The following is a 14,495-nucleotide window of genomic DNA, read 5'->3' on the forward strand; positions in this document are numbered from 1 at the left end:
ACCATGATCCGGGCGAAGACCCCGTTGTCACTCCAGCGCTTCCAACGGTTGTAGAGGGTCTTGGCGGGCCCGTATTCCTTCGGCGCATCACACCACCGCAACCCATTGCGGTTGATGAAGATTATGCTGCTGAGAACGCGGCGATCATCGACGCGGGGCTTGCCATGACTCTTGGGAAAGAACGGCTTCAGGCGTTCCATCTGGGCATCGCTCAGCCAGTAAAGATTGCTCATCGATCAGGTCTCCTTGCGGAGCCTGAATCATGCCAAACGCCTGAAATCAATGGGTCTGGAGCCTAGAAGATAGCGATTAACAGAACCGGGGGAAGTCTCGTGATGTGCGCAGGGCCGTGCTCGTTCGGGCAGGGGCAATTCCCATGCTGTTCACGAGTCCGATGGTGCCAAACCCGAAATCCGACCAGAAACGATCCAGCTCACAAGTCGCGACGACTTCGCCAGGTCGGCCCGGAACCGACGTGCGCCGGTCAGGTTCCCACCATCTTGCGTCAGGCTGCGCAAATGGGACCCGCAATGGGTTTGGCGGTTTGTGCGCAGGTCACCGCGCGACGGCGAAAGGGAGAGGGCGGCCGGGATGGGCGGTCCGGGTGAGGCAGAGTGTGCCGCGCGCCCGGGCGTCCCACACCGGCGCTCAGGAGAATCTCCATGCCCAACCATGTTACCAACCGGGTCACCGTCACTGGCCCATCGCCCGCGATTGCTGCCTTCCGGCGGGCGTTCTTCGTCGAGACCGTCGAGACCGACAAGGACGGCGGCGAAGATCGCGTCGCCGATTTCGACTTCACCCGCGTCATTCCCCGGCCGAAAGTCCTGGAAGAGACCAAAAGCAGCAGTGCCGTCATCACGGGACTGATCGTTCTGGGCCGACCTGAAATCCTGAAGGATGGCTTCGGAGGCGGCTCGCTGGAGCAGGAAGTGGCGCGCTACCTTGCCTGTCCCTGGGTGCAGGAGGCGGGTGTCACGGATTCCGAGGGCCTGAAATCCCTCCTCACCGAACGCGATCCATCCTGCGTCGCAAAGGCCGAGGTCGCGATCCGCGCATATGAGGAATGCGGCCATGCCTCCTGGTATTCCTGGGCGCTCTGCAACTGGGGGACCAAATGGAACTCATACTCCCTCGACTTCATCGAGGAAGGCGCCGAGGTGTTCGATTTCCGGTTCGACACCGCCTGGTCGCCGCCGGAGCCGGTCTTCGCGGCTCTTGCCGAACGCCCGGAATGCGCAGATCTGGAGATTGAGATCCGCAGGTTCGATGAAGGCTGGAACTTCGCCTACCGGGCGCGCATTGCCGATGGCTGTTTCTCCTCGGAAGATGTCGAGCCGACCCCGGAGATCTACGAGGAGGTTTATGGTGAAACCTGTCTCGATGTGGCCGATGAGGACGCGGACGATACGACCGGGCCAGCCATGATCTGAGGCCTGGTGATCCGCGCCGCGAGAGCGAGAGGGGGGTGGGGAGGGGCGAACCGGGAGGGCCGAGAGAGAGCGCCGCCCGGTTCGTCCCTTTCCTCTCTCTGGAGACATCCCCATGACCACGAACGATCCGAATGCCGGTGCGTCCGTCGCGCCGGTCAGCTTCGACTTCGCCGATTACCTGGCGCGACAGGCCGAGCATGAGCGCCGCGAAGCCGAGCTCCTCCCGGTCAACAAGGCGGCTCTGTTCGGCGCTCTTGCCGCAGCAGGCATCACATCAGTGGTCGTCACCTTCGATGGTTCGGGGGATTCCGGCCAGATCGAGGACATCACAGCCCAGCGTGGGGAAGAACTGGCCGACCTGCCGCCGGGCGTAATCACCATCGCCTCGGCGGCGTGGGGCGATCCCGGCATTGCCGCCAACACGATGTCGGTCGAACAGGCCATTGAGCAACTGGCCTATGACCTGCTGTCGATGAAGCATGGCGGCTGGGAGAACAACGACGGCGCCTATGGCGAATTCACCTTCGACGTGGCGACCCGCGTGATCACGCTCGAACACAACGAGCGCTACACGACCACCGAATTCTACAGCCACGAATTCTGAAGGAGGAGAGAATGGCACATCCTTACCACCACGCCCTGTCCTCGGTGAAGAAATGGGGCGGCACGGTCGACGATTTCATCAAGGTTCATGAATTCTTCGACGCCTCGAAACTCATTCTGGCGGACTTCCGGCACCGCGCGCTCAGGCACCATGCTGAAGGAATATTTGCGGCGGAGACAGTTTTCGGTCCGACGCTGACCCTTTCGTCGGGCCGGGTGATCCCGACCCGATGGGTCGGCGAACAGCATGTCCGAGAAGATCTGGGCATGATCCCTTCCTTCGCCGACTGGGCGCGGGCCATCCGGCCGGAGCCGTGGATGGGCCGCACCCAGCGCATCGAGCGCGATGTCGATCCGGCGCTGATCAACGCCGTCTCCCAAAGCGCATTGCCGCAGGGGGAGGATCGGACATGATGCTCTCGTTCATTTGCTGCTGCGGCCAGATCACGCATTCCGTGACGCGGCCCTCGACCTGCCCGGCCTGCGGCGATCTTCGCCCTGAACTCCTGCGGTCGCCTGAGGCCACCGCGACCTTTATCAGCGATCCGGGCCATGGCTGGCTGATCGTCTCGCGCGAGAGGTTCGCGGCCTACGGCCTGAAACCGGCGCAGATCACGCCCTATTCCTACCGCTCCCCCGACGCTTCCGAGGTGGCGCTGGAAGAGGACTGCGACGCCGAGGTGTTCCTCAAGGCTTTCGAGGCCCGGCATGGCATCGCGCCCTATATCGCCGAGCGTTTTGAGGATCCGTGCCCGATCCGCAACTGGCCGCAGTTCGGATCGCGGCGGCGCTGAACCAGCCGCCTGCGCGCCGGTTCGCGGCCCCGATGCCGTGACCTGCATTTCTTTCCCCCAGCAAAGGCCCGGTCTCGCACCGGGCCTTTCTCATTCCGACAGGAGCCACAGATGGCCGATTACTATGAACAGACCGTCGTCCAGCAGACCATCCCCGACGAGGACATGACGCCCCTCGAACGCTTGCTGCTTTCGCACATCTTCTCCTGCGAGCCGGATGGCGACGGCTGGTATTTCTACGCGGAGGAAAGCCCGTCGACGACGATCTTCCTGACGCGCAAGGAATTGGAAGATGCGCTCGCCACCTCCGCCGATCCCGAAAGCGCCGCACACGGCTGGGCGACCGAACAACTGGCCGACCTCGACGCAAACGACTGCGATGCGGAAATCGACTTCGATCTGAGCGACATATCCTGGGAGTTCTTCCTGCAGGATATCGTCAAACGCTCGAAGTCGTTGCGCTACATCAGCGTCGTCGCGGCCTTCACTTGCAGCCGGATGCGCACTGACGGCTTCGGTGGCGCAGCGACGCTCATCACCCGCGATGCGATCCTCGGCAAATCGAACAGCACCCTGATCGACGACTTCCTCGCGGAAGCCGGCCTCGACCGGCCCGACATGCCCGGCGCTGACGCAGCTCTCACCCCTTCGGACGGCGGAGCAGCTCCATGAGCTGGTACACCGTCAAGATCGGCTTCTGGCTGCGCGCCTATGAAACCCTGACCGTCGAAGCTGAGACCGATGCCCAGGCCATCATGGAGGCGAAGGTCGCGGCCCTGATTGCCATGCAATCGACGGCCCACCCCGAGCATATCGACCTGGACGAGAGGCGCGAGGGCATCGTCGCCTGGATCGACCGCATTACACCGGACGGCCGCGAAGCGGTCGCGGACGATGTCGCATTCGACGACGACCGTATTCATCCGCCGCCCTCCGCCTGATCGCGATGCATCTTCTTCCCCAAAGCCCGGCCTCGCGCCGGGCTTTTCCGTTTCCGAAAGGAGCCTGACATGGCCGATTACTTCACCCATTTCTCCTGCCTGCTCGATGTAGGCACCCCGGAAAACGCCGCCCGCGCGCTTGACCTCTACAATACCCTCTCCGAGGAAAACGCTGCCGAAGATCCCCCTTCGGAAGGGTTTCTTCTTTCGATCCAGCCCGAGCATGGCGGCACCCAGCTCTGGATCCGCGATGACGCCACCGGTGACCCCGAGCTTGTCATCCAGTTCGTCAAACGCTGCGCCGCCGCGTTCGGCCTGACCGGGCTATGGGGGGTTACAGTATGCCACGACCTGTTCACAAGCGGGGGTCAACGCCTTCGGCGGCGGCGCGCACGCCCTCGATCTCGCCACCGGCGAGACCGTGGACTGGCTCTACAGCGGCAGTTGGCTGGAGGTCGTTCTGGGCGGAGGCGACCCCTATGCCTGACGTCATCGAAACCACGATCTATCGGTTCGACGAACTCGCTGACGCGGCGAAGGGCTTCGCCCGCGACTGGTATCGCGGGCTGGGCCTTCACTACGATTGGTGGGATTCCGTCTATGAGGATTTCGGGTGCATCTGCGAGATCCTCGGTCTGCAACTCAAAGCCCAGCCGGTCCGCCTCATGGGCGGAGGCATCCGCCATGACCCCTGCATCTGGTTCTCAGGTTTCTGGAGCCAGGGCGATGGCGCGATGTTCGAGGCCTACCTCTCCTATCGCAGGCAGGCCCCGCGCAGGATCCGGGACTATGCGCCGATGGACGCCGAGCTTCACGGGATCGCCGATGCCCTGCAGGCGGTGCAGCGGCGGAACTTCTTCCAGCTTCGCGCCGAGACGACCCACCGCGACCGCTACTATCACGAACACTGCATGGAAATCCGCGTCACGCGGGACAGCCCGGTCTGGCAGGACATGACCTCGGATGCCGAGGACATCGTGATCGAAGCGCTGCGCGATCTCGCCCGCTGGCTCTATCGACAGCTTGAACGCGAGCATGAGTATCTGACCTCGAATGAGGCCGTGGACGAAGCGATCACCGCCAACGACTACACTTTCACCGAAACCGGCCGTCGCTTCGGCTAGATCCTGTCTGCGCGGCGGTTCGCCGGGGATCCTGCGCCGGCCCGTGACCGCGGCACCTTCAGTCGTCCGATCGCCGACGATGGTCGTCCTGGCGATCGCCACAGCCCGGGACCAGCCCAAACCTCCGAACCATCGCGGTGCGCCACGGCGAGCACGATTCCATCCTATCGCGAACAGGGCCGCCTCATGCGTTGCCAGTCTCTGCCGCCATCGCTGCGCGAAACACATCTCCTTTCGGCCGCCCAGCTAAGGGACTCGTTAGCCTTGGCCGTCAACCCACAAGGGGTTCCCCTCGATTCCTCGGTGACGGCGGCCGTCGGTCCCTTGTGCCTGGCGTTGCAGGAGATGGTTCCCGCGCAGGAGTTGGAGGATCGAACAATGACCAACGCAAGGCAGCCCTATCACCCGGATGATATTGTCGTCTGGCCGGACGGCGGATGGGCGACGCTGGGGGAGGTTCAGGCCGGCGAATACGGTTGGCGATCGGACGACTACGAGGTCGTTCGGCTGGAGGACATCGAACGGCTGAAGGTGCTGGGCCTCGCGGAAGACCTCGACCTTCCTTGACCGATCCGCGCGGCCGGCCGGACCCCCTCCCAGGCTTCGCGGGTGCGATCTGGCCGTTTCCCGCGCCGCCGCCCCGCAGAGCTAGAATGACAAGGCCACGATGATTGCGGCGGCGGAGCCCATAAGAGGCAGAGGCGGGCCGGGAGGGGCTTGAGCCGGAGCGGTCGAGAGAGAGAGCGCCGCGCGGTTCGTGCCTTTCCCGCTCTCCCGAGGGTTTTCCCATGTCCATACTTCCTGCATCTGCGGCCGCCGCGGTCGCCGTGGCGCTTCCCCATACCGCCGGTGTCAATGCCGGCACCGCGATCCTCTCGGCCGCCAATCTCCTCCTGCCACAGCTTGAACGCGGCCAGCGCATCGATGCCGCGTTGCTGCGCGGCGCGATGGAGGCTGCCTACGGTGCCTCGGACGCTTCCGGCGCCTGGGACTGGAAGGCGGCCTATGAGGCCTGCGAAGTGGTGACCGTTCTGTTCCTGCGCAAATACGGACCTGCGCTTTTCCGCAAAGCCGGAACTCCGGCTGCCCGGCTTTCCGCATTGTCGAAGATCGCCGGACTCCTACCGACGCAGACCCGGCGATCCGAGGACATGCAGGTGTTCCAGCAGTTCAGCACCCCCATCCCCCTCGGGCTGGCGGTGGTAGCTGCCGCCGGGATCACCGCCGCCGATCGCGTCCTGGAACCCTCGGCCGGCACCGGGCTCATCGCCATCCTGGCGGAAATCGCCGGTGGCTCGCTGGTTCTGAACGAACTCGCCGATCTGCGCGCCGATCTGCTCTCCTCCCTCTTTCCGGTCCTTGCCGTCACCCGGTTCGATGCTGCGCAGATCGACGATTATCTCGATCCGGCGCTCGTGCCGACGGTGGTGCTGATGAACCCGCCGTTCTCGGCGGTGGCGAATGTGCGGGGACGGATGGCAGATGCCACCCTACGCCATATCGCCTCGGCGCTGGCGCGCCTCGCGCCCGGCGGACGGCTGGCGGCGATCACCGGTGCGAATTTCTCACCCGAAAGCCCGGATTGGCGCGAGACGTTCATCCGGCTGCAAGACCGCGGTCGCGTCGTCTTCACGGCGGCCATCGACGGATCGGTCTATGCCCGGCACGGCACCACCTTCCCGACGCGGCTGACCGTCATCGACAAGCTGGCCGCCGAGGATCCGACTGCCTTCCCGGCCTCGCCGGGCATGGCGCCGGACGCGGCCACCCTTCTGGGATGGGTGGCAGAACGGGTTCCCGCGCGCCTGCCGGTCGATCCCGCCGTGGCAATTCCCGCGCTTGGCACCGCTCCGCGATTGGCGCGCGGCTATCTTGCCCGTGCCGCCCTCAGCGCACCCAGGCCCGCGAAGGCCAGGGAAATTACCGGCACCGATCTCGCCTACGAGACCTTCGACTGGCAGCCCGCCGAGGCGGCGCGGCTGACCGACGCCATCTACGAGCCTTACGGATTGCAGACGATCCGTATTCCCGGTGCGCAGGCGCATCCGACGCAACTGGTGCAATCCGCGGCCATGGCCTCGGTTGCACCACCGAAGCCCAGCTACCGGCCGCGCCTGCCGGAGCGCCTTGTCAGCGAAGGGCTTCTCTCCGATGCCCAACTCGAGACCGTGATCTTCGCCGGGGAAGCTCATGCCCAGCATCTCGCCGGGGCCTGGACTATGGATGAGAGTTGCGATCTCGTCACCGCTGCCCCCGACGATGCGAAGGGCGCGGTCCGTTTCCGGCAGGGCTACATGATCGGTGACGGAACCGGGGTCGGCAAGGGCCGGGAATCCGCGGCGATCATCCTCGACAACTGGTTGCAGGGCCAGCGCAAGGCCGTCTGGATCAGCAAATCCGACAAGCTCCTGGAGGACGCGCAGCGCGACTGGTCCGCGCTCGGCATGGAGCGCCTGCTGGTCACGCCGCTCAGCCGATTCGCCCAAGGCAAGCCGATCAGGCTCAGCGAAGGCATTCTTTTTACCACCTACGCTACGCTGCGGACCGACGACCGTGGCGAGCGGGTTTCCCGCGTCAAACAGATCGTCCAATGGTTGGGCAAGGACTTTGACGGGGTGATTGTTTTCGACGAGGCGCATGCGATGCAGAACGCTGGCGGCGGCAAGAGCGAAAGGGGCGATGTAGCGCCTTCGCAGCAGGGGCGCGCGGGCCTGCAGCTCCAGCATGCCCTGCCGAATGCGCGCGTGCTTTATGTCTCAGCGACCGGGGCCACCGTGGTCGAGAACCTGGCCTATGCCCAGCGTCTCGGCCTCTGGGGCGGCGAGAACTTCCCCTTTGCGACCCGCGCGGAATTCATCGAGGCCATCGACTCCGGCGGCGTCGCCGCGATGGAGGTGCTGGCCCGAGATCTGCGCGCGCTCGGCCTCTACACCGCGCGGTCGCTCTCGATGGAGGGTGTCGAATACGAGATGGTCGAGCATGACCTGACGCCCGAGCAGATCCGCATCTACGATGCCTATGCTGGGGCGTTTAGCGTCATCCACAACAATATCGAAGCGGCGATGCAGGCCGCGAACATCACCGGCTCGACCGGCACCCTGAACCGCCAGGCGAAGTCGGCCGCCCGCAGCGCCTTCGAGTCGACGAAGCAAAGGTTCTTCGGCCATCTCCTCACGTCGATGACCTGCCCGTCGCTGATCCGGTCGATCTCGCGCGTTATCGAAGACGGTCATGCGGCGGTGGTGCAGATCGTCTCCACTGGCGAGGCGCTGCTGGAACGGCGGCTGGCCGAGATCCCGACGGAGGAATGGAACGACCTCTCCATCGACCTCTCGCCCCGTGAGTATGTCTTATCCGGAGTTCCGGATAAGACATAATATGCTGCGCCCGCGTTATGCAGAGCGCGGCGCTTCATGTCTTTGATATGATGTTTCATTTCGGGATCTCCACTTGGCATAATCATGATGCCTCTGCTTTCAACCGCAGAAGGACACCCCGGCATGACCTCCCCCTCCAACTCTCACCCCGGCAGCGCGGCAGCCGCTGGGGCCGCAGTCAGCGGCCAAGCACTTGTTTCCGGTTATCTTGCGGATAATCCCAACTTGTCTGCTGGCGCGCTCAGCGCCGCCCGGCATTTCCTGAAGTGGGTCGCCGCCCGGCATATTGCGATCAGGGATCTTGATACTGCGGCGATCAGTCGTTTCGCACGACACCGCTGCCGGTGCGGCCGCTATAGCGCCGCGCAGTTGCGGGACCCCGCTTACATCATCGAGGTCCGGAGGTTTCTTCGCTATCTGGAAGATACCGGCCATGTGGCCATTCCAGACGAGGTTGCCCGGCTTGGCCCGCATTTGGCCGGCTTTTCCGCGTGGCTTGCTGGCCAAGGCTACGGCAAGGTCATCTACAACTCCCGCATGAGTCAGGCGCGGCATTTTGCGGAATGGGCTCTGCAGCGACGTATTCCGGCCAGCCATATCGATAACGATCTGATCGAGCAGTTTGCCCATCATAACTGCCAGTGCGGGATCAAGACCAAACGCGGCAAGCGGGTCGAGGGCACCGGCAATAAGGATCGCCGCCGTGGTGCCCGCGCCTTCGTGTCTTTCCTCAGAGAGGAGGGGGTAATCCCAGTGGCCGTGTCCACGGAACTACCGGCCGATCCACGCGTCGCCGATTTTGCCACTTGGCTGCGCCGGGACCGCGGCGCCACGTCCGAGACGATCAGGCGCTATCAGCAAGAGTTGGGCCGCTGGTTGATGAAGCTTGGATCGGAACCGCAGGGGATCACCGCTGCGGCCGTCCGCTCGATCGTTCTGGATCAAGGCGAGGACCGCTCCCGATCGTCAGTCCGCATGACGATAACAGTCTTGCGCACATTCTTGCGTTTCATGATCGGCGAGGGGTTGTGTGCTCCGTCGCTGCTTCTTGCGGTGCCGTCAGGGGTGCGACGCAGGCTTTCGACCGTCCCAAAGACGATCCCGGCTTCGACCATCGAAGAGATCGTCGCGTCCTGCGGCACAGGCACCGCGGTTGAGGTGCGGGACCGCGCCATCATCCTGCTTCTCGCGCGGATGGCCCTGCGGGCTGGCGATATCTGGCAACTCCATCTCCGCGACATCGACTGGCGCGCGAGCAGGTTGCGATTGCGCGGCAAAAGCCGACGTGGGGTGTTTATGCCTTTGCCGCAAGACGTCGGTGATGCGCTGCTCGCCTATATCGAGGACGCCCGCCCGGTGGTTGCATCCGATCGGGTCTTCTTGCGCGTCCAAGCCCCTTTCACCCCATTTGGCTCATCGGCCGAGATCGCCGGTATCGTCTCTCGAGTTCTTTCCCGCGGCGGCTTCGTCGGCCTGCCGACCGGCGCACATGTGTTTCGGCATTCGCTGGCTTCGACATGGCTGCGCGGTGGGGCGGAACTGGATCAGATTGGGGCCGCGCTGCGCCATGCTTCACGCGACACAACCGCAATCTACGCCAAGGTGGATGTCGATCTGCTGGGGGTCGTGGCCCAGCCTTGGCCGGGGTGCGCAGCATGATGCATCGCCATGTCGACCGCTACATCAACCTGCATCGCGCCCTCGGAAAGGGGTTTGCCAATCATGAGAAGTCCTTGCGCGAGTTCGCCGCCTTTGCCGCTGACCGGTCCGATCACCGCGTCACCGCGTCACTTATCCTCGCTTGGGCGGGCAGCGCTGCCACGCCCAATTCAGCGCAAAACCGATATGATCAGGCCCGCGCCTTTGCGATGTTTCTGCATGCAGAGGACGTGCAACATGAGGTTCCGGTGGCAGGATTGTTCGGCCGGTCAAGGCGCCGCCGACCTGCGCCCTACATCCTTTCGCACGACCAGATCAGTGGCATCCTGGCGGAGGCACTACTGGTTCCGGGCCTGTCCCCGATCAGCCCACAGACCTATCACACGCTGTTCGGGTTGCTGGCCTCTACAGGTCTTCGCATCTCGGAAGCTTTGTCCCTGCGTTGCGACGACCTGACGGAAGATGGCCTGATGATCCGAAAGGGCAAATTTGGCAAGAGCCGCCTCGTCCCGCTTCACGCCTCGACCCGTGCAGCGTTGGAGCGCTATCTTGATCGGCGGCGCATCGTCCGTGATGCCGGTCATGACCTTTTCGTGCTCGGGCACGGTCACGCACCGACGGCGACGAGGGCGCACGTGGTCTTCGTTCGGATCGTGCGCAAACTGGGGTATCGCCGTCCGACTGGCCCCGGCCCTCGGCTCCACGATTTGCGCCACACCTTCGCGGTTCGATCCCTCGAACGCTGCGGGTCTGATCCGCAGTCCGTCTTGCGGCACATGCGGACCCTGAGCACCTATCTCGGCCATGTCGATATCAACAATACCTATTGGTACCTCGAGGCCACGCCTGTCTTGTTGCAAATGATCGCGGCAAGGGCGGAAGAGATGTGGATCGGGGGTGCAGCATGACCCCGCTCGCGCCAGACCTGTCGGCTTTCCTGCAGAAGCATCTGCCTCATGAGCGTGGCGCCAGCCAACATACCATCGCCGCCTATGCCCACGCGTTCACCCTGCTGCTGCGGTTTGCGGCTGCGCACTATAAACGGCAGCCATCAGACCTTGCGATTGAGGATCTCGATGTCAGGCTGATCAGGGCCTTCCTCGAGCATATTGAAGAAGGACGCGCCAATACTGTTCGATCCCGTAATGCGAGACTGGCTGCGATCAAAGCGTTTTTCCGCTTCCTTGAGCCAAGGCGCCCAGCCTGCCTCGAACAAGCGATGATGGTCAGGGCGCTGCCCGTCAAACGCACAGATGTAAAACTGATCGACTACCTGACGAAGGACGAGGTGCGCGCCCTACTTGCAGCCCCAGACAACAGAACTTCTGCTGGGCAGCGCGATCGGGCGATGCTTCACCTGGCCTATGCCGCAGGTTTGCGAGCGTCTGAACTTCTCGCAGTTCGGATGGACGATTTCCCAAGGGGATCGTTCGCCAGCATCCGTGTGCTCGGGAAAGGCCGTCGGGAACGGGTGCTGCCGCTCTGGAAGGAGACGCAAACAGCCATTCGGGCTTGGCTAGCCGTTCGTCCCGACAACATCGGGCCGGAACTATTCCTGAATCGCGATGGCGGTCCGATGTCGCGTGATGGTTTTGCCTACCGGCTCCGTCAACATGTTGCTGCAGCAGAACGCGCTACCCCTTCGATTGCCGACAAGCACGTGACCCCGCATGTGCTGCGGCACAGTTGCGCCATGCACACGCTTCAGGCCACGGGCGATGTCCGCAAGGTCGCTCTTTGGCTGGGTCATGCCAGCCTCCAGACGACCGAGATGTATTTGCGCGCGGACCCGACTGAGAAGTTGGCCCTTCTTGATGCCCACCACGCCCCGCTGATCAAGCCGGGTAAGTTTCGGCCGCCCTCGGACAAACTCATGTCGATCCTCGCTGCCGCAACCGGCGCAAAGCCGCGATAGTGGATACTTCACCGTCCTGCGCTCCGCGCGCCAAATTCAACAGCAGCATCCCGCCCAAAGTGGGGCGCTGCTATTCCATCACATAGCCGAGGGCGCGGTATCCCGTTCGACGCTTTGCGGCCATTCTGGCGAGAACAGGGACGGCGCTGTCGACGTAATCCACGACCAGAACATCCTTCTTGCCGTCATGCTGTCGGTGCAGACGGCCAACATACTGCGCAAGTGTTCCCTTCCACGCGATCGGCATCGTCAGGAACAAGGTATCGAGCCGGGGGTCGTCAAAGCCCTCCCCAATGTAGCGTCCTGTCGCCAGGATCAACCGCTCCTCGTCATCGGGGACATTCAGCGCGGCGGCGGCAGACCTCCGGTCTTTCGCCGACATGCCACCCCGCAGCACGACCAGGTTCTTCGCAAAATTCGAGAACCGCTGCTGCAGGTAATCCAGATGATCTTTGCGTTCAGTCAAGACGATCGGGGAGCGCTTCGCCTCGAGCGATTTCAGCACGTCATCAAAGATCTGATCGTTCCGCCCAGCGTCGTCTGCCAGCGCCGCGTAGATCGCGGGCATCGACGGTCGTTCGGCCATCGCCAGCACTTCAGGCAGTTTGAACCGCGTGTGACGTTCACGCGCCCGATGACGAATGCCGCTCTCAGCAGCCTGTGATCTGGCATGCACCTGATGCCGAACGGGACCGCATTGCATGAAGATGATGGGATGATGCCCATCTTTTCGGGCGATGGTTGCCGACAAACCGGCGATATAGCGCGCCTTCGTTCTGCGCGCGACAAGTTCAAAACTCGCTGCTGACAGATGGTGGCACTCATCAACGATGAGCTGACCGTAATCTGCCACGATGTCGTCGACTTCGCCGTTCCTGACCAGGCTCTGGATCAGCGCCACGTCGACCACACCAGTCGGTTTCCGCTTTCCGCCGCCGATTGCACCAATCTGTTTGGGGTCGATCTGAAGGAACGTCTTCATCCGCTCAACCCACTGGTCGAGAAGTTCCCGACGATGGACCAGAACCAGCGTGTTTCGGGCGCGATGACCAATCAGGGCGGAAGCGACAACGGTTTTGCCAAAGGCTGTGGTCGCCGCGAGCACGCCAGTATCATGGGCTGCAAGCGCGTCGAAGGCGCGCTGTTGCTGCGGCCGAAGCTCGCCAAGGAATCTGACCGTGTCCGGCAGCGGGGCTCCCTCGCTCCGCTGGTCGTCCAGTTCTGCTTTCGCACCGTGTTCGCTCAGGACTTCAACAGCTTCATCAAAGCAGCCTCGAGGTAAGGCAATGTGGCGCGGATGCAGCTCGGCACAGGAGACCACGCGAGGTTTTCCGAATGTGGGCAGTCGCATAGCCTGTGCCCGATAGAACTCCGGGTTCTGGAACGCCGCGACGCGTACCAATTGGGCTATCATCGCAGAGGGCAGCCCTGTCCGGTCGATGTAGATCTGATCGGCGATGGTTACCTTGACGGCGCTCGGGATTACCAGATTCCCAGGTTTCGCCTTCGGGCGGCGCGACGGCGACATTTTCCACGGCTCGTCAGCATTTTCATCATCAACCGGCATCCGGACTGCCAGCACCTGACCAGATGCCTCTGCGGCTGCAACAATACTGGTTACCGCCTCCGCCGACATTCTTGGCAGCGTCGACAGAAATGCCCACTGGTCGTCGTACGGCTGGAGATCCGGATCGAGGAAGACGCTGTTGCCGGCCTTCCGCGCGCTGTGCTGCAGCGGCAGGGCGATCAGGTTTCCGAAGCCGCCGACGGGCATCGTATCTTGGTTCGGAAAGAGGCGGTCATAGGAAGCAAATCCGATCTCTGGCCGTTTCTCCATTGTTTCCGTGATCAGTGTCGATCCAAGCTGGCGAGCCGCCCGAGCCGACACAGGTTCGGCGAAGAATATCCAGACGTGGCCCCCATTGCCCGAGCGGGACCGTTCCAGTGCAGCAGGCACACCCTTCGTCCGGCAAGTTGCAAGCAGGGCACTGGCGTCTTCTGCCCAAGACGCCTTGTCAAAATCTGCTGCCAAGAACCAACAGGTATCATCCCGCAGCAAAGGATAAACGCCGGCCACGAAATCAGCCGAAGGGCCCTCGCCGCCCCGCAGGTGCCGTTCGATGACGCCGGCGTCGGGGGGTATGAACCGCTGATGCTTGCAGTCCCCGCATTTGACGGTCGGCTTTCCGCAGATGCCTTTCACCCATTCATTGAAGCAGGCAGGCGAATAGCCGGCGCGTCCTGTCTTGCGGTTTTCCCATCGCACCGGAAGCACGTCCGGGCGGCCAGCAAACAGGTTGCGGAACAGTTCGACCTTTTCGCCCGACGTCGACATGTTGGTGACGGGGGCATTTTCAAAGGATGGACGTTTGGCTTGCGCGGCTATTTCTGCGGTTTGTTGGGCCTCCAGCGCCGAAAGCTCCTGCAGAAGCTGACGTTGTTCCTTATCCAGCTCGGCCAGCCGTGCCCGAACTCGCGCCAATTGTGCCGCCGTGCTGCCCTTGTCGACCACCTGTGATTTCCGTCATTTTTCCACTCCATCCAACCATAGCGGCCAAAAGGTCACGCTGTAAGCGTGCCTCCGCGACCGTTGGCTGCCGCGCCGCCGGGGTGAGAGTTGGAGGGGGAGGTCATGTCGGGGTGTCCTTC

13 protein-coding genes and 2 pseudogenes are annotated in these 14,495 nt (G+C 63.2%); 13 read left to right on the top strand and 2 right to left on the bottom strand.

All coding sequences use genetic code 11. The features are described from left to right. A partial coding sequence (locus ACFSGJ_RS06230; RefSeq protein ID WP_390260135.1) for a transposase occupies positions 1-233 on the bottom strand: 233 nt, incomplete at its 3' end. Between the two features lie 429 nt (positions 234-662). Here ACFSGJ_RS06230 and ACFSGJ_RS06235 point away from each other — a divergent pair. From ACFSGJ_RS06235 to ACFSGJ_RS06295, 13 genes and pseudogenes are all read left to right on the top strand, one after another. Next, positions 663-1,433: a hypothetical protein gene (locus tag ACFSGJ_RS06235; protein ID WP_390260136.1), complete on the top strand. Its 771-nt coding sequence runs from the start codon at positions 663-665 to the stop codon at positions 1,431-1,433. A 112-nt stretch (positions 1,434-1,545) separates the two neighbouring features. Continuing rightward, the gene (locus tag ACFSGJ_RS06240) at positions 1,546-2,037 is read left to right on the top strand and encodes a DUF6878 family protein (protein ID WP_390260137.1); all 492 of its coding nucleotides are present in this window, start codon (positions 1,546-1,548) and stop codon (positions 2,035-2,037) included. Positions 2,038-2,048: 11 nt separating this feature from the next. Beyond that, positions 2,049-2,450: a DUF6915 family protein gene (locus ACFSGJ_RS06245; RefSeq protein ID WP_390260138.1), complete on the top strand. Its 402-nt coding sequence runs from the start codon at positions 2,049-2,051 to the stop codon at positions 2,448-2,450. Then, complete coding sequence (locus ACFSGJ_RS06250; protein ID WP_390260139.1) at positions 2,447-2,830, top strand: hypothetical protein; 384 nt, start codon at positions 2,447-2,449, stop codon at positions 2,828-2,830. The genes ACFSGJ_RS06245 and ACFSGJ_RS06250 overlap by 4 nt, the downstream gene beginning before the upstream one ends. 111 nt (positions 2,831-2,941) lie before the next feature. After that, positions 2,942-3,502, top strand: coding sequence for a hypothetical protein (locus ACFSGJ_RS06255; protein WP_390260140.1), 561 nt, complete (start codon positions 2,942-2,944; stop codon positions 3,500-3,502). Continuing rightward, on the top strand, positions 3,499-3,771 hold the full coding sequence (locus tag ACFSGJ_RS06260; RefSeq protein WP_390260141.1) for a hypothetical protein: 273 nt from the start codon (positions 3,499-3,501) through the stop codon (positions 3,769-3,771). The genes ACFSGJ_RS06255 and ACFSGJ_RS06260 overlap by 4 nt, the downstream gene beginning before the upstream one ends. 69 nt (positions 3,772-3,840) lie before the next feature. Then, positions 3,841-4,258 (top strand): annotated as a pseudogene (locus tag ACFSGJ_RS06265) (hypothetical protein). Next, positions 4,251-4,895 (top strand): antitoxin of toxin-antitoxin stability system, encoded by a 645-nt coding sequence (locus ACFSGJ_RS06270; protein ID WP_390260142.1) that lies wholly within the window; start codon positions 4,251-4,253, stop codon positions 4,893-4,895. Before ACFSGJ_RS06265 ends, ACFSGJ_RS06270 begins: the two are co-directional and overlap by 8 nt. 378 nt (positions 4,896-5,273) lie before the next feature. After that, complete coding sequence (locus tag ACFSGJ_RS06275) at positions 5,274-5,462, top strand: hypothetical protein (RefSeq protein WP_390260143.1); 189 nt, start codon at positions 5,274-5,276, stop codon at positions 5,460-5,462. A 221-nt stretch (positions 5,463-5,683) separates the two neighbouring features. Next, a pseudogene (locus tag ACFSGJ_RS06280) lies at positions 5,684-8,245 on the top strand (strawberry notch-like NTP hydrolase domain-containing protein); the annotation flags it as partial. Positions 8,246-8,395: 150 nt separating this feature from the next. Beyond that, the gene (locus ACFSGJ_RS06285) at positions 8,396-9,931 is read left to right on the top strand and encodes a tyrosine-type recombinase/integrase (protein ID WP_390260144.1); all 1,536 of its coding nucleotides are present in this window, start codon (positions 8,396-8,398) and stop codon (positions 9,929-9,931) included. Then, the gene (locus ACFSGJ_RS06290; RefSeq protein WP_390260145.1) at positions 9,928-10,839 is read left to right on the top strand and encodes a tyrosine-type recombinase/integrase; all 912 of its coding nucleotides are present in this window, start codon (positions 9,928-9,930) and stop codon (positions 10,837-10,839) included. Before ACFSGJ_RS06285 ends, ACFSGJ_RS06290 begins: the two co-directional genes overlap by 4 nt. Beyond that, complete coding sequence (locus tag ACFSGJ_RS06295; protein WP_196108341.1) at positions 10,836-11,846, top strand: tyrosine-type recombinase/integrase; 1,011 nt, start codon at positions 10,836-10,838, stop codon at positions 11,844-11,846. Before ACFSGJ_RS06290 ends, ACFSGJ_RS06295 begins: the two co-directional genes overlap by 4 nt. 70 nt (positions 11,847-11,916) lie before the next feature. Here ACFSGJ_RS06295 and ACFSGJ_RS06300 read toward each other — a convergent pair whose 3' ends face one another. After that, positions 11,917-14,358 carry a TOTE conflict system archaeo-eukaryotic primase domain-containing protein gene (locus tag ACFSGJ_RS06300; protein WP_390260146.1) on the bottom strand — a complete coding sequence of 814 codons (2,442 nt, stop codon included), beginning with the start codon at positions 14,356-14,358 and terminating at the stop codon, positions 11,917-11,919. Between the last annotated feature and the right edge of the window lie 137 nt (positions 14,359-14,495).

Source organism: Halodurantibacterium flavum, from assembly GCF_042681825.1.
Taxonomy (GTDB): domain Bacteria; phylum Pseudomonadota; class Alphaproteobacteria; order Rhodobacterales; family Rhodobacteraceae; genus Halodurantibacterium; species Halodurantibacterium flavum.